This is a genomic window from Nonomuraea sp. KM90 (assembly GCF_052246675.1).
In the GTDB taxonomy this organism is placed as follows: domain Bacteria; phylum Actinomycetota; class Actinomycetes; order Streptosporangiales; family Streptosporangiaceae; genus Nonomuraea.
In genome coordinates, this window is sequence record NZ_JBQQCB010000074.1 from 1 (window position 1) to 20339 (window position 20339).

Sequence of the window (20339 nt, forward strand, 5' to 3'; positions counted from 1 at the left end):
AAGTTGTCACCCAGGTTGTGCAGCGACAACACGGGCACGCCGATCCTGCCCGAGACGCCGGGCACCTCGGTCAGCCGCCACGTCCGGCGTGCCACCGGGTCGGCCGGATCCACCCGCTGGACGCTCGCGTTGACGTTCACGGGCGTGGCGGGGCGGTAGACGGTGCCGCGGTTGGTCGCCACCCTGGCCGGCTCCTGCGCCAGGGTGCCGCCCGCGTCGGCGTCGGCCAGCCCGAACAGGAAGTCCTGCCAGTACGCGAACGCCGCCGCGGCCCCGGGACGCTCCCCGCCGCTGAGGTTGACGACGATGGAGCGGAACTGCCTGCCGAGCTCGCCGGCCGGCTCGGTCCCGCCGGTCAGCCCCAGCCGCTCCTTGATCTGCGGCACGACCGAGGTCGCGTAGTCCTCCGGGATCGGATAGGCGGGCACGTCGGCCAGGTCCTGCGCGACGAGCTGGAAGTCGAGGAAGAAGTCGAACAGCTCGTGGTCGCCGAGCACCCCGCACATGGGCAGCGCGGCGTCGTACAGGCCGGGGTACTGCTCGATGGAGCGGGCCGTGACGTGACCACCCATGGACACGCCCGCGATGTACGTCCGGTGCGGCCGGCCCACCGTCCTCGTGAAGCGCTCGACGAGGTCGCGGGTGCTGAGCACGCCCGCCCGCACGTCGTAGTCGTTGGCGTAGTAGGAGGAGGCGGCCCAGGCGTATCCCTGCTCCAGCAGGCGCTGCCGCAGGCCGTAGCCGGGCGGGTCCACGGTGAGCACCCGCGTGGCACCGCGGTATCCGTGCGCCCACATCACCAGGTCGCCGTTCCAGCGCGGCGGCACCTCGATGTCGAAGGCCGCATGCTCGTGAACGCCCTGGTGGACCCGGGTCGGCTTACCGTTCACGATGGCCGGGGCCAGGGGCGGGTTGTCGATGGTGTAGCCCGGTAAGGGCTGGTCATCGGGGACGTCGCCGGTCGCTCCCGCGGCGGGTACGGGCAGGATCACGCACAACACGGCGACCAGAACGACCGAGAGGGGGGAACGCATCGGCCGTCACCTTTCTCCTCAGGCGCTCCAGGGAGCGCATGCCAGGTGCATGACCATGACACTATGACGCTCACCGCCCGAGGGGACCCTGGTGCCCCGGTCAGGTGCCGACGCTCATCGCAGGGCGGCGGCGAGCAGGCGCCACTCCCGCCGGGGGAGCACGTTCGAGTCGGCGGTCACCACCTGCACGCACACATGATCCGCTCCGGCCGCGAGGTGCTCGTCCAGCCGGCGCAGGATCGCCTCCTCGTTCCCCCACGCGATCACGTCGTCGAACAGGCGATCGCTCACCGAGGCCAGCTCTTCGGGCGAGTAGCCGAGGCGGAGCAGGTTGTCGGCGTAGTTGGGCAGGGCCAGGTAGCTCCGCAGCCAGCCATCGCCGATCGCCCGCGCCTCCTGCCTGTCCCTGCACAGGATCACGGTCTGCTCCGGAAGCAGGAGCGGGCCGTCGCCCAGTGCCGCTCGCGCGCGCCGGGTGTGCTCAGGGGTGACGAGATAGGGGTGGGCGCCGCGCGCCCGCTTCGCGGCCAGGTCCAGCATCTTCGGGCCGAGCGCGGCAAGCACCCGGTTCGCGGTGGGCACGGGCTGATCCGCCTGGTCGAGCTCGTCGAGGAAGGCCCTCATCGCCTCCATCGGTCTGCGGTAGCGAGCCGGCTCCTGGTCGGTGTTGATCGCCACCGCGTGGCTCACGCCGATGCCCATCAGGAACCGGCCGGCGTACGTGGCGGACACGGACGCGTAGGCAGCGGCGACGCCGGCGGGTTCGTGCATCCAGAGGTTGAGAATGCCCGTGGCCACGACGATCTCGCGGGTGGCGGTCAGCAGGTTGGTGACCGCGTCGAAGACCGGCCCTCCGGCGTCCGGGAACCACAGGGCGCGAAATCCCAGCTCCTCGAGCTCCGCGGCCGCGTCGGCGGCTTCACCCGGGTCGCCGTAACGCAGATGGTGGCTCCACACGCCCACACCGGAAAGGTCCATGACAACCTCCGCCTTCACCTGGCACACCAGCGCCGCCGGTCGACGGCTCAACCCTATCGATGAAGATCCGAAACGTGGAAGCGGGAGACGAGCCGGAAGCGTCGCGCCGCTCCGGACTGAAAGGCGCACGTCCATTTCGCCCGTTCACTCCGCACGACCTCGCCGGGCTCCACAACCCTCCGCGCACCAATACGTCTCGGTCGCGGAGACCGACCACGCCATCGCCGGCTACGTGGCCTGGAGCGTCGACACGGCGCGCAGGAACGGGGTCATCTCCTTCCACGCACCCGCCAGGGCGCTGTACGAGAAGCTCGGGTGCACGGCGCTGCCGGTCGCCTTCTACTACCACCGGCTCTCGGCCCCCGCTCCTCCAAGGGCGTGACCCGGAAAGGCGCCCATGTAATTTTCAGGCCGGCCCGCAGGTCGCCACGGCGATACTTCACGGACGACTCGCTGGACCTTGACAGAGCCTGTTGCGGTGTCGAAACTCAAGCCGCTCAAAGCCATGTGACATACCGCGAGCGCGTTCAGGATGTTAGCGCTAACAGATCCGGAGGACTGCTGATGAGACGATCGCGGGCGGTCGCCACCGCCCTTGTCCTGCTTCTCGGCCTGTTATTCGTGCCCACGGCACCCGCGCAATCCGCGGCCCTGGCCAAGACGGTCTACATCCCGTCGCGCTGGGCCACCAGCGGCGAGGTGCCCTGGGTCCAGGCGCGTACGAAGGAGTCGGCCAACTTCATCCTCCTGTGGGGCGATCGGTCGGGCACCGACCCCAGGAACGCCCCCACGCAGTACCGGTTCGACCCCGACAACATCCTCGGCCAGCTGGAGAACCTCTACTCCTTCTACGTGAACACCATGCGGTTCACGCCCGAGACGGGCCTGCTGGCCCAGCACAAGATCATCGTGATCATCACCAGAACCTGGTCGAACGCCCCGCTCGACGCGTGGGCGACGGGCGGCTCGACGGACGGCAGGGTCGGCGTCATCAACATCGCCCCCGGGGCCGCGCAACCGGGGTCGTGGGGGCTGGCGCACGAGCTGGCGCACGTGTTCCAGAACTACACGTTCCTCGGCAGGCCCGGGTACGGGTTCACGCACGCGAGCGCCGGGACGTTCTGGGAGGCCAGCGCCGAGTTCATGGCGATGCAGGTCTACCCGAAGACGGCCGCGGGCGACCTCACGAGGTTCATCCGCACCGAGAACCTCGCCTACAGCAGCAGCCGCCACCACTACGGCGCCTGGATGCTGCTGCAGTACATCAAGGACCGCGACGGCCTGGCCATGTTCAATCGCCTCTGGAACGAGGCCAGGAACACCGAGCACCCGCTGGAGGTCTACCGGCGCATCGCCGGCATCGACCAGGCGGAGCTCAACCGCCGCGTCGGCGAGTACGCCCAGCGCAACGTCACCTGGGACTACTCCAACCGGGCCGACTTCATGCCGTTCATCAACAGCCTCTATCCGTTCGTCACCGCCTACAACGGCGTGGCGGTGGAGGCCGTCAACGCCTCGGCCGGGCATTTCCGCGTCTCCGACGCCATCGCGCCGTCCGACTACGGCTACAACAAGATCCGCCTCGTCCCGAGCAGCGACGGCGGCCTCATCCGGATGCGCTTCCGAGGCCACATCAACGCCTCCGCGCAGTCCGGCTGGTCGTACGGGTTCGTCGCGGTGAAGAACGGCACGCCCCGCTACGGCCCGGTCCACTCCTCCGCCAACGGCGAGGTGACCTTCCAGACCCAGCCGGGCGAGAAGGACGTCTACCTCGTGGTCGTCGGCGCGCCGGCAACCGTGCACAAGTACGCCTTCCTCGACGGCTACCCCCGCAACTACCGCTACCCGTACCAGTTCCGCCTTCAGGGCGCCACGCCGTGGGGCTTCGAGCCGGGCCATGTACGGCCGTCCGCGCCGGGCAACGGGCACTGGCACTCCAACGGCGGCGGCTGGGTGGACAACCGGGCGAACGTGGCCGCCACCGCCTACGTCGGCCCCCGAGCCGCCGTCTACGGCAACAGCACGGTCAGCGGCAACGCCCGCATCGAGGACCTGGCCTGGGTCAACAGCGGCGCCACCGTCTCCGGCAACGCGGTGGTGAAGAACAGCGCCCTGGTCCAGGGCGGGGCCAACCTCAGCGGCAGCGTGGTCATCGGCGGCGACGCCGAGCCGGCCACGGCCTGCGGCTCCGGGACGTACCTGATGTTCAATCCCGACCGCCGCTGCGACGGCGCCGGCGGCGAGGCGGACGTGAACCCGGCTCACCCGATCTTCAGTGACGACGACCTCGCCTTCGGCGGCGGCTCCACCCCGGATCCGGTCAACCTGGCCGCGAGCGCCACCCCCTCGGCCTCGTACACCTCGCCCTGGGAGAGCGCCGCGGCGATCAACGACGGGGTCGTGCCCAGCCCGCGCTGGGGCACCTGGCCCGAGACCGGCTCCCAATGGGCCGAGCTGACCTGGTCCTCGGCCCGGACGATCAAGTCGGCGGAGGTCTACTTCTTCGACGACGGCGGAGGCGTGCGCGTGCCTGCCTCGTGGAAGCTGCAGCACTGGAACGGCAGCGCGTACTCCGACGTGGCCGCGCCGAGCGGATACGGGATCACGGCCGGCACCTACAACCGGGTCACCTTCACCCCCGTCAGCACCACCCGCCTGCGGGTCGTGCTGGAGAGCGGCCAGGGCTCGGTGGGGCTGCTCGAGGTCCGCGCGTTCGGCTGACGGCCCATGGTTGGCGGCTCCCGGCCCGGGGGCCGCCACGCCGGCGCCGGCACCCTGTCACGCGCGGGCGCGCCACAGCCCGCGGAACAGGCTTCCCTTCATGGGGACGACCGAGGGTTCGATGCGGGCGAGTCTGCGGCGCATCCGCTCAGACGGCGTGCCTTCAGGGCAAGGTGCAGGTGGGAACGCACCAGCCCGTCGTGGAGGTCCGCGCCGAGCATCGCGGATATCCGGTCAAGCCGGTAGTAGACGGTGCTCCGGTGCAGGTGCAGCGACGCCGCTGTGCGTTGGACGTCACAGCCGACATCGAGGTACGTCTCCAAGGTGTGCAGAAGGCCTCTGTCACCTTCCAGCGGGGCGAGCACCGGGTCCGGCCCCGGCGCCGCGACGGGGAACAGCATGCGGTACGGCCCGGCGGCCGACCAGGGCAGGGTACGCGGCAACGCCGGATCCAGCGCGGCCACCTGTGCGGCTGCCCTGGCCTGACCGTACGCCTCGCGTATCGCAGGCACCTCGAAGGGCACCGGATCGCCGATCCCGATGGCGAAGGGACGACGGGCGGCCTTTCGCAGTCCCTCGTCCAAGGCGGTGGCACCACTGCGGCCGTGCGGGAGCAGTGCGGCCACGTGCGTGGGGGTGACGAAGCAGACGAACGCCCGGGGCAGCGCCGCGCCGAGGCGCTCCAACTCGCGGGCGGACAGGGCGGGCACGCGTTCGCGGCTGCGGCTGATCGGCACGGCGGCGCAGAGGAGAACCTCGGAGCGGAGCAGCAACGGATCGAGCACGGCCAGCCGGTCACGGGCGGCTTCCCCGGTCTGGTCCGGATCGAGTAACCGGCGGAGCAGGACCTCGCGCTCGCCGCTCCGCCCGGCGAGGACCCGGGCCAGTTCGCCGGCGCCACCGGTGAGCGTGCCGAGCGCGACCTCGTCAAGCGCCTCGCCGTCCGCGAGGGCCCACAGATAGCCGAGGCATCGCCCGCCGTGCCTGACCGGGACGCACCAGCGAGCTCCTATGCCGAGCTCGGCGTTCGGGGGCAGGCGGACGATCCCGGTCGCCCTGGCGATGCCGTACCGGTTCTGCCATTCACGGATCTCCGGCGCGACCCGGCGCGACAGGATCGAGGCGACGCGTGCCGGGTCCGCGTGTGCGTCCTGCTTGCTGTAGCCGACCAGCCGGCCGTCCGTCGAGTCCAGCAACAGCCCGCGGCCGAGCCGCTGGGCGAGGTCTTCGAGCAGGTCCTGAAGATCCATGCCTGATTCTCTCCATCAGGGTGCGACAGATGTCGAGACCATACGGGGACGATCTCGGCATCGATCCGATGCGTCGACCGCCGGCCGCTGCTTACCGTCGAACCAGACGCGCCCGAACCCGGAGATGAGACCGTGATGCGTGCCCGCTTTCCCCGTCCCTGGATGTCCGCCGCGAGCGAGCGTTTGACCCGCGAAGTAGCCGGCGCCGCGGTCGGACAAGCGGTGTCTGGCCGAACCCGCTGCGCGAGGGCGCGCACCTGGTCACGATGAGTACGTACAAGAGCCTCGGCGGGCCGCCCGGCGGGCTGATCGTCACCGACGACGAGGAGCTGGCGCAGCGCCTCGACGCCATCGCCTACCCCGGGCTGACCGCCAACTCCGATGCCGGCCGCATCGCCGCGCTCGCTGTCACGCTGCTCGACTGGAAGGCGCAGGTCGCACCAGTTCGCCGTACCCGCGCACCGCTACGGCGGCGGGCAGCACGCCTCTCACCGGCTGCGTGCCGCCAACCTGCTCGCAAGCGGCATCGGTCTGCCCATGGAGCCGGTGGCCGGCGACCTGAACGGCCTGCGGCTCGGCACCCCGGAGATCACCCGCATCGGCATGGACGAGGACGACATGTCCACCCTGGCCGTCTTCATCGCCCGCGCCCTCGCCCCCCACGGCGCGCCCGCCACGCTGGCGACCGAGGTCACCGCATGGCGTGCGCCCTTCACCACAGTGCGCTTCACCGCCGCCCCGACCAGTAAGGGCCCATGATGCAGCCGTTCTCCCGCCACAGCGACCGCTATCTGGACGTGCCTCGCCTCACCTGCGACATCGGCGTCCCACTCGCCGAGCAACCCGAGATCGGGCACAACCGCTGGCATCCCGAGATCCCCCCGGCTGTGACGGTGGATCCGGGCGGTGAGGTGATCCTGGAGGCGGCCGCCTACGACGACTATCAGATCCACGACAACGGCAGCCTCGACGAGCTGCGCCGGGTCGACCTGTCCCGCATGCACCCGCTGACCGGACCGGTCTACGTCAACGGCGCACGTCCCGGAGACGTGCTGGTCGCGGAGGTGCTCGGCGTCGAGCCGCTGAGCGGCATCGCCTTCTCCAACATCCTGCCCGGCACGCCGGGGCTGCTCAGCGAGACCTTTCCTGACGGTTACCGATCGACGTGGTACGCCCGCGGCGCCATCGCGGAGTCACCCGAAGTGCCCGGCGTGCGCATCCCCACCCAGCCGCATGCCGGAACCATGGGGGTCGCGCCGTCGTTCGAGCTGATGCGTCTATGGGACATGCGCGAGAGCCCTCTGTACGCCGACGGCCGCGCCTTCGCCCCCGACCCCCGGAACGCGTTGCTGCGCGGCCTCGGAGTCGAGGCCGCGCGAGTTGCGGCCCGCACCCAGCCGCCCCGGGAGAACGGCGGCAACATGGACATCAACACGCTCGGCCCGGGGGCCACGGTCTACTTCCCGGTGTTCGTGGACGGCGCGCTGCTGTCGCTCGGCGACCACCATCTCTCGGCGGCGGACGGCGAATGCAGCTTCAACGCGATGGAAATGGACGGCCGCAGCTGGCTGCGGCTCCATGTCATCAAGGACGGCATGGCCCGCCACCGGATCACCACGCCGATCGTCCGTCCAGCGCCACTGGTCGCTCAGCTCGGCGCCGCCCGCTACCTCGGCTTCACCGGCTTCTGCTTCCGCGGCAGGGAGCAGGGGTATCAGGACGCGAGCTTCGCGGCCCAGGAGGCGGTCCACCGGGCCGTGGACTACCTGATGGGGCTGGGCTACAGCGGCGAGCAGGCGTACGTGATCCTCAGCGTCGCGCCCGTCAAGATCCATGTCAGTTGTATCGTCACGATCCCGAATCCGACGGTGACGCTCTATCTGCCGATCGACATCTTCGACCGGGACATTCTGCCGAGCTGACCTCCATCGTCCGGAGCGACACGCGGACGTGGACAAGGCCCCCGCCCCGGTTCTGGCTCCTTCGACACGCACGCGACAGCCCGCAGTCCGCAAGGTGTGGGCTTCGGACCCCTGCTGCCCTCGAATGCCGCCCCTGGAGGGTGAGTACAACGCCGGGTACCGGTGGCGTACGACGGGTCGGTGAAGCGGCCGCCGTCGGTGTCACCCAGGTTGTGCAGCGACAACACGGGCACGTCGATCCCTGAGGTTGACGACGATGGAACGGAACTGCCTGCCCAGCTCGCCGGCCGGCTCGGTCCCGCAGCCGCTCCTTGATCTGCGGCACGACATCTCGATCCCCTACGGCCTGATCAGGCTCTATGTCCAAAACCAGACGACGCGTCGATGCGACACCCCGCGATGCATGGCGGCTGAGGAAAGGCTGACATTGTCGGTCTCGGGCCAATCGCGGACACCCGGGTGCACATCGCCGGTCTCTTCGGCGGCGGCCTGCACAGCACCACGCCGGACGGCTGGGCCCTCGACGTCGTCAGCCCCGAATGGCCCAACGACCGCGTCCTGCTCTCTGCGGACGGCGACATCTACAAGGACCCGCCGGGACAAGGCTGGTGGCACGTCTTCCACTCCAACTACTCCACCTTCCGCGCCGCCGGATTCTCGCCTTCAGGCCTCACCCTTGCCGTTGCCACCAGCAGCGATCTCACCCTCTGGACGCGGCCGGCTCTCAACGTGCAGGCATGAGGACGGAGCCGGCCTCACCCCATGATCCTCGGCGCTAGGCTCCCGCCGACGTCAACCTCTTCGGTGAGGTGCTCGGCCCGATCCTCGGCATCGACCACTGGATCGCCAAGTACGCCGTGCCCTACCCCAACCTGCCCGTGGTCATCTCCGGCGAGCCCTTCACCGCCACCGCCGCCGTGCCGACCCAGCAGGAGCAGGGCGAGGCGGTCGCAGGCCGGGTACGAGGCCCGGGCCGCGATTGCTCGGCCGGCCGGGCGACGGCCTCGTTGTGGACGGCGCGGGTCTCGGACCGGCTGTGGTGCCGGGCGTACCAGGTCCGGGTGCGGTCGGCCAGGGCCGGCAGGCAGGGATCGTCCGGCGGACGGTTAAAGGCTGCAGGCACTGCTACAAGAAGGCGGAAAACTATGACATATCGCCCCTAGCTGGGCGCGTATGCATGCGACGGTGCAGGTGGAGGTGGTGGTGATGACCACGATGCCGAAAGCGTTCGAACAGGCCGCGAGGAGACACGGCGTACCGGAGAGCGTCCTGCTCGCCGTCTCGTACATGGAGTCGCGCTGGGACTGTAACGGCGGCAAGCCCAGTACGGCCGCCGGGTTCGGCCCCATGCACCTCACCGACGGTGCCGCGCTGAGCACCTCGCGGCACCACCACATCGACGGGGACGAGGACCCCCGCGGCGACGACTCCCGGCCCGCGCTGCGTCCCATCGAGCCGGCGGCGCGGCAGGACGGCCTGCCCGCGTCCCTGCACACCCTGGACCGTGCCGCCGAGCTGACCGGGGAGAGCATCGAGCGCCTGCGCAAGGACCCGGCCGCCAACATCGACGGCGGCGCGGCGCTGCTCGCCGACTACCAGCGCACCCTGGGCGCCCCGCCGAGCGCCGACCCCGCCGACTGGTACGGCGCGGTGGCGCGCTACTCGGGCGCCACGGCCGAGGAGACCGCGGGGGGCTTCGCCGACGAGGTGTACGAGGTCATCCACGAGGGCGCCACCCGGATGACCGACACCGGTACGGAGGTGACACTGCCGCCCTCTCCCGAGGTGCACCCGTCCCGCTCCTGGCTGGCCAGGCTGGACCTGCCCCATCTGGCCCGCGCCGACGGCGTGGAGTGTCCCGGTTCGCTCCCCTGCGAGTGGATCCCGGCGCCCTACAGCCAACTGCCGAACGGCAAGTACGGCAACCACGACCTCGCCGACCGCCCCACCAGCCAGACGATCCACTACATCGTCATCCACGACACCGAGGAGCTGTACGACAAGACGCTCGCCCTCGTACAGGACCCGTCGGAGATGAGCTGGCACTACACGCTGCGCTCACACGACGGTCACCTCGCCCAGCACGTGCTCACCAAGGACGTGGCCTGGCACGCCGGCAACTGGTACGTCAACGCCAAGGCGATCGGCCTGGAGCACGAGGGCTTCCTCGCCGCCGGCGGCACCTGGTACACCGAGGCGATGTACCGCACGTCCGCCAAGCTCGTGCGTTACCTGGCCGACAGGTTCGGCGTCCCGCTGGATCGCGCCCACATCCTCGGCCATGACAACGTGCCCGGCCTGGTGCCGGAGAAGGTGAAGGGGATGCACGAGGACCCGGGCCCGTACTGGGACTGGGCCCACTTCTTCGACCTGATGGGGGCTCCGCTGCGCCCCGACGGCGATTCCGGCACGGCCACGGTCATGATCCTGCCCGACTACGACCGCAACCGTCCGCACTACACCGGCTGCGACAAGAGCCACCCCGCAGCCGCCTGCCCGGCGCACGGGTCGGCCTCGGTCTGGCTGCACACCGAGCCGCGCGAGGGGTCGCCCCTCGTCAAGGACATCGGCAAGCACCCGACGGGCCAGTCCACGTTCAGCGTGTACGATCACGCCGCCCGCGCCGTCACCGGGCAGCGCTACGTCGTCGCCGAGCGGCGGGGTGACTGGACCGCCATCTGGTACCTGGGCCAGAAGGCGTGGTTCCGCAACCCGGGCTCCGCTCCCGTGGCCGTGCCCAGCCGGACCCGGATGGCGACGCCCCGGCCTGGCCTGGCCTCCGTTCCCGTGTACGGCCGCGCGTACCCGGAGGCGGCGGCGTACCCGCCGGGTGTGGCGGTGCAGCCGCTGATCCCGCTGCAGTACACGTTCGCGGCCGGGCAGTCGTACACGGTCGGCCTGACCACGACCGGCGAGTTCTACAAGGCGACGACCTTCGACACCACGCAGCATCGTGTGGTCCGCGGCGCCCAGGAGTACCACCAGATCCAGTTCGGCCACCGCGTCATGTTCGTCAGGAGCGAGGACGTCGTGGTGACCGAGGCGTGAGTGCCCGGAGTCACCGGTGGGCGAGACCTTCGCGAGTGCGGCGAAGGAGCTCCGGAACGCGGGGTTCGAGCTCGTGGCCGGTGCCGAGCAAGCGGTTGCGGTGCAGGTGGACATGGCTGCGGCACACCGCAGGAGGGGGGCGGGTGGACGGCAGGTTCTTACGGCGGACGGCGAGCTTGGGCCCGGGCTCGACCTGGAGCACCGGATTCGATGGGATCTCGCCGAGGCGGAGCTCCGGCCGCGCGTACCGGCCAGGTCTGCCTACCCAGAGCGAAGGCTCGAATCCGAACGGTCCGCAGAGCCGCGTCGCGGTTGGGGGTCTGTACGGGCCGTTCAGAGCATCGGCCGCGAGCTCCTGGTCGAGGTGTCTGATCCCTGCGCTCGCCCCCCTGCCGATTGGCGTTGGTCGGCATGGAGCAGAGCGCACGGCCGGGCCGGTCGGGCTGGAGCCTTGACGGTCACTCCCTTTGCTCTCTAGTCTCAAAAAATGGTAATGATTATCAAATTGACTAGAAGGTGAGCGTGACCGACGAATACGAGCGATCCGCAGAGTTCGTCGATGTGCTGCTCGCGCCGCACCGGGCAGGACTGGGTCCGCCGCTGTCAGCGGCACTGCGCGGGACGACCGGCCCGATCGTGGACGTGGGCGCCGGCGGCGGACAAGGCACTCGGGTGATCGCGAACTCGGTGGCCGAAGCGGAGATCGTGGCCGTAGAGCCGTCGATGACGTCGCGGACGACCCTGCCGGCCCGGGTGAGCGAGAACGCGGAGCTGCGTGACCGGGTGACGGTGCTCCCGGAGCACCTTCTCGAGGCGGCGCTGCCACACCGGCTGGGCGCCCTCGTCGCGATGAACGTCATCGGCCACTTCGACGCGGCCGGACGGCAGGCGATCTGGACGATGCCCGCCGATCGGCTCGCGCCCGGCGGCCGGGCTGTACTGAACCTGGAGCCCCCTGGGGCGCCTGTGACGGTGCCGGAGTCCAGGTTCGCCGACGTGCGGATCGGGCGGCGCAGGTACGAGGGGCGGGACCGCGCCGAGCCGGTGCCCTCGCCCATCGGTCCCGTCGAGCCAGGCATGCACGTCATCAACGGAGGAGACGCGTGATGTACGAGGTGGTCGTGGTCGGTGGCGGGCCCGCCGGGCTCAGCGCGGCACTGGTGCTGGGCCGGCAGCGGCGACGGGTCCTGGTCGTGGACGCCGGCCGGCCGCGTAACGCGCCGGCCGCGGAGATGCACATGTTCCTCGGCAGGGACGGCGGTTCCCCCGCCGAGTTGCTGGCCGACGGCCGCACCGAGGTGAGCACCTATCCGACGGTCGAGCTCAGGCAGGGGCGTGTGAGCTCGGCGGAGGGCGAGGCCGGCCGTTTCCTGCTGACCCTGGAGGACGGCGAGCGCGTCGAGGCGTCCCGGTTGGTGCTGGCCAGCGGGCTGACCGACGAGCCTGTCGCGATTCCCGGGCTGGCGGAGCGGTGGGGAAAGAGCGTGTTCCATTGCCCCTTCTGCCACGGCTACGAGACGAACGGGAAGGTGCTCGCCGTCGTCGGGAACGGCTTCGAGGCGATGCTGGCCGCCTATGTCGCCGATCGATACAGCGATGACGTGGTGCTGTGCACGAACGGCCCGAGCGCCCTGCCCGAACCGGTGGCCGCGGCCGTCAAGGCCCGCGGTGTCCAGGTGATCGAGACGCGGCTGGCGGGCATCGAGGGCGAGCTGGGCGCGCTGGCCCTGAGCTTCACGGACGGGACGACGCTGGCGCGCGAGGCCGTCTACCATCGGGCGCCCACCCGGCCGAACACCGACCTGGCCGTTCAGCTCGGGTGCACGCTGCTGCCCGATGGTTGCGTCGAGGTAGACGAGTACGGCAAGACCAGCGTGCCCGGTGTCTACGCGGCCGGGGATGCGGCCCATCTGAAGGCGGTGCCGGATCCGGTGACGTTGGTGGGGCCGAGCGCGGCCGATGGGGTGCGGGCGGCGGTCTGGCTGGAGCAGGAGTTGTTCCGTGCCGGGTTGCCGGTGGCATTGGGCTGACCCCCGCTGACCGGTACGGCGGGCCCGCGCGCCCGCCGTACCGGAGTGTCAGAGCCTCGCCGCGACGAACAGGTGCTGGGCGGGCGAGGCCAGTGGGGAATCGGCCTTGGGAAGTTCGAGGATCGGGCGCAGCCCGGCCTCCGCCAGCTCGGCCGGAAGCTCCCTACCGGTGAAGAAGACCTTGCCCGTACCGCCGCGACGGTCGCCGGCACCGAGATCCGGCTCCCCTTCCCTGGGGGACAGCAGGAACTGCATGGTGGCGAGCACCAGGTAGTGCTCGCGGATCGCCTCGGTGACCACTACCAACCCGCCGGGCGCCAGCAGTTCCCTGATCCAACGCAAGGATCGTCCGGCGTGCCGCGCGCAGTGGAGCACGTTGGCGGCGATCACCAGGTCGGCGCCGCCGCGTGCCGCTCCCTGGGCGACGAGGTCGGCGTTGATGTCCAGCAGGGCGTAGCGGAGCCGGTCGCCGAACCGGTCCTCGGCCGCCATCGTGAAGAATCTGGACACGTCGGTGAAGAGGTAGTCGGCCTTCGCGGCGCCGAGCCCGTCCAGCGCTGCGGCGGTACTGCCGCCCGCGCCTCCACCGAGCTCCACCACGCGCAGGGGTTCGGCTCGGCTGACCGCCGCCCGCGCCACGAGGTGCCCCATGGCGGCGTTCAGGTAGGTGTTGCTGACGTTGTTCTGGTCCTTGCTGAGCGAGGTGAGCAGGTCCCCGTCGGGGAACAGCAGCGCCTGGGCCATGATCTCGTCCCGGAGCAGCTCGGGAAGGCGGGCGAGAGCGGTGCGGAAGAAGGTCGCCATCTGTTCGGGATAACCCAGCTCGGCGCAGGCGCGATCCAGGCTCGCTCCGTCGTCCTGCGCCGGGATGTCGGCGTCCACGACCTCGAACCGGCCGCCGGGACCCCGGCGAGCGAGCCCTTCGGTCGTCAGCACCTCCAGCCAGCGCCTGACGATCCATTCGTGCCGGGAGGCCACGCCGAGCGTCGCCATGATCTGCTCGGCCGTCTGCGGTCTGCCGGAAGGCACGGCGTCGGCGATCAGCCTCGTCAGCGCCCGTAGCGCGATCTCGTCGAACCGCCGGACGGCGTGCGGGAGATGCGCGAGTGCGGTGTCCGGCACCGGCTCCGATGTCCTCCGCTCCCTCATGACCGGAATCATGCGTGCGAGGGCGAGGCGCCCGGCCAGATCGGCATCGACCGCCTCGCGTGTGAGGCTGACGGCGTCGCGCCCGGGGCCGCTGGAGGTCTGGGTTGTCAGTTCCTCTGGGATCGGCAGCTCCGCACGCCTGAGCTCTCGGCGGGCCACTTCCGCCAGCCGTGCCCGGGCGAACGCGCCCAGCGGCTCGTGCGGCCGGGCCACTCCCGCCGGCACGTCGGGTGCCATGGCGGCGACCGCGGCCGGAATCGCGACCTGCAGCCTCATGGGATCGTCCGGGTCGAGCAGCACCACCCCTTCCGTTCCCTCCAGTGTGGCCCGCAGGCTCGCCCCTGTCGGAGCCGATGTGCCGGGGTCGAACAGGCCGTTGGGGATGCCGGCCAGCCGAACGGGTTCGCCTCCGCGCGCCAGCCCTGCCAGCGCGGCCACCGGGTCGGGCCCGAGAGCGTCCCACAGGTGCGTGGTGGCGGGCGGGCCCTGCGGCGGCTCAACGTGCAGCACGGCGTCGAACCGGTATCGGGTCAGCTCGGTGTCGGCCGTGAGGGTCTTGGCGAACAGGCTGATGGTGACCCGCCGGCCCGCGCTCGCGGCCACGGCGGCGAGCGTCGCGGGGTCGAGCAGCAGCTCGGTGTCGGTGGCGGCACGCTGCGCGGCCCGGTCTGCTGATCCGGGTTCGAGCAGGCGGCAGTGCTCGTCGAGCAGTCCCGAGTGGCGTACGTCCCCGACGACCACGGTCCCTCCCGGCGCCACGAGTTCGATGGCGTCGTGAAGCACCGCCGCCAGGTACTCCACGCTGGGGAAACACTGGGTGACGGAGTTGAGCAGAACGCAGTCGGGCCGTTCGCCGAACCGGGCCACGGCGGAGCGCACCGTGCTGCCGTTGATCTCGTGGGCGGCGGCGCGTACGACCGTGACGCCGTCCAGGCCGAGCCCGTTCAGCCGGGTCACGACGTGCTCGGCGATGTCGGTCCCCACGTAGCCCTTGAGGTGGGGGTGGAGACGATGCAGCAGCATGCCGGTTCCGCAGCCGAGCTCGAGCAGATGGGAAGGCCGGTGTCGCAGGACCAGTTCGGCGGTGCGGTCGGCCCACTCGGCCATGTGCTCGGCGGGCAAGGGCCGGCCCGTGTCGCTGGCGCGCCAGCCGGACAGATCGAGGTCAGGGCGGTGTGCGCCCTGGCGGGAGCGGTAGGTCCAGTCGTAGACCTCTCCCCAGTGTTCGAGATGCTCCGCCACCAGGTCGCCGAGCACGGGCGGCCGTCCCGGCTCATGTCGCACCGCCAGCGCCGCGGGGTCGACCGTGACGACGAGCCCGCCTGTGCCGGTACGGTCCACACGGGCGATCCATGGATGGGCGAGCAACGTTTCATAGGGCGTCAAGAGAGGGCCTCCGGTCATCGTGGTGAGAACAGGGATGGGAGTGCAGCCGGCCTCCTTCGACCTGGAGCACGCGGTCGGCGCGGGCGGCCACGGCCGGGTCATGGGTGACCGCGAGGACGGCGAGGCCGGTGTCATGGCGCAGCGTGTCGATCAGGTCGAGGACCAGGCCGACGGTACGAGCGTCCAGGGCGGCGGTGATCTCGTCGGCCAGCAGCACGGCCGGGCCCCCGGCGAGCGCTCTGGCGAGGGCGACCCGCTGGCGCTGACCGCCCGACAACGCGGCCGGATAGCGGTACGCCAGCTCCACCGGCAACCCGACGGTGGCCAGCAGTTGGAGAGCCTCCGCGCGGGCGACCCTGCGGGAGAGCCCGCGTAGTGTGCGCAAGGGCCGGGCAAGTGCCGCCCCGACGGTGCGGGCCGGGTTGAGCACGTCGAGGGGGTTCTGCCCCACCAGGGCCAGAGCCCGTACCGCGGCCGGGCTCCGCTCGGTCACGACCCAGGGCAGCGGTTCCCCGGCTACGGTGGCGCGTCCGTGTTCGGCGGGGTGCAGCCCGGCGAGCACCCGCAACAACGTGCTCTTCCCCGAGCCGGACGGCCCGAGCACGGCCACGGTCTCGCCTGACGAGATCGCAAGATCGACATCCGACAACAGCGGCAGCCCACCGGGCGGCTGCGCGATGGTCATCCCACGCACCTCCAGCACCGGCTCGCCGCCCGCTCCCGGTCTCCGGGTCGTCTCAGGACGGACCGGCGTCCGTGGTGCGACGTCGTTCCCCTCACCCGGGTCGAGCCGTACGACGTGGTCCGCCAGCTCGCTCACCACGCCCATGTCGTGCGAGACGATGAGCGTCACCGAGCGGCCGTCGCCGCGACGCCGCCGCACCCGCTCCAGGGCCAGTGCGAGCGCGGCCGGGTCCAGTGCGCTGGTCGGTTCGTCCAGCACGAGCAGTTCGGGGTCGGCCGCCAGGGCGCGGGCGAGTGCCACTCGCTGCGCCTGCCCACCCGAGAGCTGGTGGGGGCGGCGTTGACCGATATCGGCGGGGTCCAGGCCGACCTCGGCGAGCGCCTGTTCTTCGGCGCCGCCGGCGCGCGCGGATCTGGGCAGAGCCTCGCGCACGGCCGCCCGCGCGTCCAGCAGGGGATGCAGCGCGGATGCCGGGTCCTGGCCGAGGAAGCCGACAGTGCGCCGGCGCCAGCGACGCGGAGCTCGTACGGAGGCGCCGTGCCACTCGATCCGCCCGCCCGCGTGCGTCAGGCCGAAGGGCAGCGCACCGAGCACGGCCCGCAGCACGGTGGTCTTGCCCGCTCCGGACGGCCCTACCAGGGCGAGCACCTCGCCGGGTGCGATCCGCAGGTCCAGCCGGTCGACGATCACCGTCCCGGTCCTGTCTGTGACGGTGAGCCCGCGAACGGTCAGGCCGCGCCGGCTCACGAGAGGCCGTCCCGGGCGACGAGGGAGTGGGAGAGTGCCGCCACGCTGCCGGCCAGGACCGCCAGGGCCACCGCCGGGGCGATCGTCGCCGCGGGGTTGAGCCCCAGGCCTTGGAGGTTCTCGCGGAGCATGGCGGCCCAATCCGGCGCGGGCGGCGCGGGTCCGAAGCCGAGGACGTTGAGCGCGGCGGCGAGTTGCACGGCCAGCACCATGCGCTGGCCGAGGTCCGCGCAGACGAGCCCAGCGTGCGCGGGAAGGACCTCGCGCAGCAGTACGGCGCCACCCGTCTCCCCTCGGGACAGCGCCGCCTCGACATAGCCCGCCTGCCTCGCCGCGGCCGTGGCGTCGGCGACCACCCGCAGGGTCAGCGGCGTGCCGCCCAGGACGGTGCCGGCGATCACCGCCGCCGGACCCGGCAACGCCACCACCGCGAGCAGCGCGAGCAGCAGCAAGGGCAGGGCCAGCAGCAGGTCGGCGGCCCCGGCGACGGCGCGCCCGAGCCGTCCGCGGCTCCAGCCCACCCAGAGCCCGCCCGCCACTCCCAGAGCCGATGCCGTCAACGCGGCGGCCAGCGAGGTCAGGGTCAGGTCCCGGCCGCCGGCCAGGACCCTGACGAGCACGTCCCTGCCCAGCGCGTCGGCACCGAGGGGCGATCCCGATGCGACCTCCGCCCATGGGGCGGCCACTATCGCGGCCGGGTCGTGCCCGGCCACGACCTCACCACCGAGCGCCACCAGGAGCACAACGCCGGACAAGCCCCCGAAAACGAGCATGGAACGGCGCCCGGCCGGCGGGGATCCGTCCTGTGCGGCGCTGCGCGCCGGAACCGACCTGTCCACCGCATCCCCTGAGCGCTTCAGGAGAGAGCCGTTCGCACGCTTCATAGGCGGGCTGCCTTGGCACGTCGGCGTGGGGCGACAGCATCGGCGGCGAGGAGACCGGCCACCACAACCGCCGCAGCCAGCAGGGCAACGCTCTGGACGACCGGCACGTCCCGTGTGGAGACGGCGATGACCAGCAACTCCCCCAGCCCCGCCAGCCCGAACAGGGTCTCCGCGACGGCCGCGCCCGCCACCAGCCCACCGAGAGTCACGGCGAAGAGGCGGGTGGCGGGCGCCGCGATCATCGGCAGCACGTACCGGAGCGCGATGGCGGCCGGTGACAGGCCGCGCAGTTCGGCGTCACGCACATAGGGCCGGGCCACCACGTCCGCGATCGCCCCGCGGAGCAGGGCGGCGCCGTACGCGGCGATCGGCAGCGCGAGCGTGAACACGGGAAGCACCAGCAGATCGGGCCGGCTCCAGGGAGGCTCTCCGGCGGGCAACATCGACACCGGCGGGAACAGCCCCCATGCCGCGGACAGCCAGGCCACCAGCGCGGCGGCCACCACGGCCTGCGGAAGGGCCGCGCCCGCCACGATCAACGCGTTCGCCGCGGGCCGCAGCCACCTGGGGCCGCGCACGGCCGTCCAGGCCAGGGCCGCCGTAAGGGGGACGCTGACCGCCAGGGCCGCCACGGTCAGGGTGAGCGTCACGCCGGCCCGCTCCGCGACCAGCTCGCCGATCGGCCGCCCGGTGATGAGAGAGACTCCCGGATCGCCGGTCAGCACCCCAGACAGCCAGCCCAGGTAGCGGACGTGCAGGGGACGGTCCAGCCCCTGCTCCGCCCTCAGCCGAGCGAGCTCGTCAGGAGTGGCACGACCGCCACTGACGAGGTCCGCCGCGTCCCCCGGCAGCGCCGCCGTGCACAGGAAGATCACCGCTGAGGCGGCCCCCATCAGCAGTACGCTCCTGGCCAGTGCACGGCCCGGCCACGGCACCCGGCGCATCTCAGCCGTCCAAGCTCACCTGGTCGATGAACGCCGAGGCGAATCCGATCCCCTCGGGAACGCCGCTCAGCCCTGCCTTGGCCAGGTCGAGCCGATCGCTCAGCGCCCAGATCGCGTAACCGCCCTGGTCGCGGAGCCTGGCCTGCAGCTCGCCCAGGAGCCCGCGCCGCTTGGCGTCGTCCGGCTCGGCCAGGGCTTTGTCGAGGTCCGCTGACCAGGTACGGTCCTGCCACGCCGTCTCGTTGGTGGGAGAGTCAGGCGTGAGTGCCACCCGCACCACGTCGAGGAAGGGAATGCCGCCCAGGTAGCTGAGGTAGAAGGGCTTGCGGGCGTAGACGGCGGAGAAGTAGGTGTCGGCCGGCTCCACGGCCACCTTCACCCGCATCCCGATCTCGGCCAGCTGCTGGGAGATCAGCGTGGCGGCGCTGTCCATCCCCGGGTAGGCCGTGGTGGTGTGCAGCGTGAGCTCGACGCCGTCGGCGAGACCGGCATCCGCCATCAGCTTCTTGGCGCGGGCGAGGTCGCGGGTGGTCTGCGCCAGGTTCGCCGGGCTGGTCGGGTCTTTGGGGGTGATGAGGTCGTTGCCGATTTCGCCGTAGCCGAGGAAGGCGGTGTCCAGGAGCTGTTGCCGGTCGAGGGCGAGCCGTACGGCCTCGCGTACCCGCAGGTCGTCGAAGGGCTTGGTGTCCATGCGCATGACCAGCGGGTACAGGGTGGCGCCCGGCCGGCGGAGCAGCCGTACCGCGTTGTTGCCCTCCTGCTGCTTGGCCAGCGTGGCGGGCACTCCCCCGGCCAGGTCGACCTGGCCGGACAGCAGCGCCTGGGCGCGCGCCTGCGGATCGGGCACGGCGCGTACCTCGATGGTCCTGGCCGGGGGCTTGGGGCCCCACCAGTCGTCGTTCCGCTCGTACACCACCGCTTGTGCCCCGCCCTTGTTCGTCGGGCGGAAGGGGCCGGAGCCCGGGACCGGCTTGCCGAAGTCGTCGCTCCCCTCCGGCACGACGAATGTCGCGCCCTCCAGCGCCTTGCCGACCTCGGCGTAGGGCTTCCTGGTCACCAGCTCGAAGGTGGTGTCGTCGATCACCTCGGAGGCGTCGAGGTCGAACATGGCCATGCGGCCGAAGTTCTCCGCCGCCTTCTTGCCCATCCGGCGCAGCGAGAACAGCGCGTCGGCCGCCTTGACCCGGCGACCGTCGGAGAAGGTGGCGTCGCCGCGGATGGTGACCCGCCACTTGGTCAGGGTGGCGTCGGGCCGCCATGCGGTCGCCAGGCGCGGTTGGGTCGAGCCGTCGGCGCCGGGAAGGGTGAGAACGTCGTAGGTCAGGGCCATCCTGACCACATCGCTCTCGCCGGGCAGCAAACCGTGCGGGTCGGTGACGGCGTTGGACGGCGAGCCGGGCGCGGCGTAGCGCACGGTGCCCGTGCCCGTGCCGGAGCCGGTGCCGGTGCCGGTCGGCTGGGCGGCGGTGCCGGCCGGCGCGGTGCCGGAACAGCCCGTCAGGAGGGCGACCGCGGTGACGACCGCCGCCGATCGGCGGCGGAGTTGGGAATGCATGGGAAC

Annotated in this window: 17 protein-coding genes; 9 read left to right on the forward strand and 8 right to left on the reverse strand. The window is 71.4% G+C overall.

Annotated elements, in window-relative coordinates; genetic code table 11:
- Both ACTWPW_RS42780 and ACTWPW_RS42785 read right to left on the reverse strand, forming a co-directional pair.
- On the reverse strand, positions 1-1034 hold a 1034-nt coding region (locus ACTWPW_RS42780; RefSeq protein WP_443172060.1), incomplete at its 3' end, for a DUF6351 family protein.
- 114 nt (positions 1035-1148) lie between these two features.
- Positions 1149-2012: a TIGR03620 family F420-dependent LLM class oxidoreductase gene (locus tag ACTWPW_RS42785; RefSeq protein WP_443172061.1), complete on the reverse strand. Its 864-nt coding sequence runs from the start codon at positions 2010-2012 to the stop codon at positions 1149-1151.
- A gap of 232 nt (positions 2013-2244) precedes the next feature.
- On the opposite strand from ACTWPW_RS42785, the gene ACTWPW_RS42790 reads away from it, so the two are divergent.
- Both ACTWPW_RS42790 and ACTWPW_RS42795 read left to right on the forward strand, forming a co-directional pair.
- Entirely contained in the window at positions 2245-2394 is a 150-nt protein-coding gene (locus ACTWPW_RS42790; RefSeq protein WP_443172062.1) for a hypothetical protein, read from the forward strand.
- Positions 2395-2576: 182 nt separating this feature from the next.
- Positions 2577-4733 (forward strand): DUF6055 domain-containing protein, encoded by a 2157-nt coding sequence (locus ACTWPW_RS42795; RefSeq protein ID WP_443172063.1) that lies wholly within the window; start codon positions 2577-2579, stop codon positions 4731-4733.
- 98 nt (positions 4734-4831) lie between these two features.
- Here ACTWPW_RS42795 and ACTWPW_RS42800 read toward each other — a convergent pair whose 3' ends face one another.
- Positions 4832-5983, reverse strand: coding sequence for a PucR family transcriptional regulator (locus tag ACTWPW_RS42800; protein ID WP_443172064.1), 1152 nt, complete (start codon positions 5981-5983; stop codon positions 4832-4834).
- 381 nt (positions 5984-6364) lie between these two features.
- Between ACTWPW_RS42800 and ACTWPW_RS42805 the strand changes: the two genes are divergently transcribed.
- From ACTWPW_RS42805 to ACTWPW_RS42835, 7 genes are all read left to right on the forward strand, one after another.
- The gene (locus ACTWPW_RS42805; RefSeq protein ID WP_375109690.1) at positions 6365-6742 is read left to right on the forward strand and encodes a hypothetical protein; all 378 of its coding nucleotides are present in this window, start codon (positions 6365-6367) and stop codon (positions 6740-6742) included.
- On the forward strand, positions 6739-7905 hold the full coding sequence (locus ACTWPW_RS42810; protein ID WP_443172065.1) for an acetamidase/formamidase family protein: 1167 nt from the start codon (positions 6739-6741) through the stop codon (positions 7903-7905). Before ACTWPW_RS42805 ends, ACTWPW_RS42810 begins: the two co-directional genes overlap by 4 nt.
- A gap of 459 nt (positions 7906-8364) precedes the next feature.
- Entirely contained in the window at positions 8365-8646 is a 282-nt protein-coding gene (locus ACTWPW_RS42815) for a hypothetical protein (RefSeq protein WP_443172066.1), read from the forward strand.
- A gap of 68 nt (positions 8647-8714) precedes the next feature.
- Complete coding sequence (locus ACTWPW_RS42820; RefSeq protein WP_443172067.1) at positions 8715-9068, forward strand: hypothetical protein; 354 nt, start codon at positions 8715-8717, stop codon at positions 9066-9068.
- Between the two features lie 10 nt (positions 9069-9078).
- Positions 9079-10953: an N-acetylmuramoyl-L-alanine amidase gene (locus ACTWPW_RS42825; RefSeq protein WP_375109686.1), complete on the forward strand. Its 1875-nt coding sequence runs from the start codon at positions 9079-9081 to the stop codon at positions 10951-10953.
- A gap of 522 nt (positions 10954-11475) precedes the next feature.
- Positions 11476-12060, forward strand: coding sequence for a class I SAM-dependent methyltransferase (locus tag ACTWPW_RS42830; RefSeq protein ID WP_443172068.1), 585 nt, complete (start codon positions 11476-11478; stop codon positions 12058-12060).
- Positions 12060-12983, forward strand: coding sequence for an NAD(P)/FAD-dependent oxidoreductase (locus tag ACTWPW_RS42835; RefSeq protein ID WP_375109684.1), 924 nt, complete (start codon positions 12060-12062; stop codon positions 12981-12983). The genes ACTWPW_RS42830 and ACTWPW_RS42835 overlap by 1 nt, the downstream gene beginning before the upstream one ends.
- Positions 12984-13031: 48 nt before the next feature.
- Here the strand turns inward: ACTWPW_RS42835 and ACTWPW_RS42840 are convergent, their stop codons facing one another.
- The 5 genes from ACTWPW_RS42840 to ACTWPW_RS42860 all read right to left on the reverse strand — a co-directional run bounded on the left by ACTWPW_RS42840 (position 13032) and on the right by ACTWPW_RS42860 (position 20333).
- The gene (locus tag ACTWPW_RS42840) at positions 13032-15473 is read right to left on the reverse strand and encodes a methyltransferase (RefSeq protein ID WP_443172069.1); all 2442 of its coding nucleotides are present in this window, start codon (positions 15471-15473) and stop codon (positions 13032-13034) included.
- A gap of 31 nt (positions 15474-15504) precedes the next feature.
- The gene (locus ACTWPW_RS42845) at positions 15505-16950 is read right to left on the reverse strand and encodes an ABC transporter ATP-binding protein (RefSeq protein WP_443172070.1); all 1446 of its coding nucleotides are present in this window, start codon (positions 16948-16950) and stop codon (positions 15505-15507) included.
- Positions 16947-17705 (reverse strand): ABC transporter permease subunit, encoded by a 759-nt coding sequence (locus tag ACTWPW_RS42850; RefSeq protein WP_443172071.1) that lies wholly within the window; start codon positions 17703-17705, stop codon positions 16947-16949. The genes ACTWPW_RS42845 and ACTWPW_RS42850 overlap by 4 nt, the downstream gene beginning before the upstream one ends.
- A 125-nt stretch (positions 17706-17830) precedes the next feature.
- Positions 17831-18727 (reverse strand): ABC transporter permease, encoded by an 897-nt coding sequence (locus tag ACTWPW_RS42855; RefSeq protein WP_443172072.1) that lies wholly within the window; start codon positions 18725-18727, stop codon positions 17831-17833.
- Positions 18728-18779: 52 nt separating this feature from the next.
- Positions 18780-20333 carry an ABC transporter substrate-binding protein gene (locus tag ACTWPW_RS42860; RefSeq protein ID WP_443172073.1) on the reverse strand — a complete coding sequence of 518 codons (1554 nt, stop codon included), beginning with the start codon at positions 20331-20333 and terminating at the stop codon, positions 18780-18782.
- Positions 20334-20339: the final 6 nt, after the last annotated feature.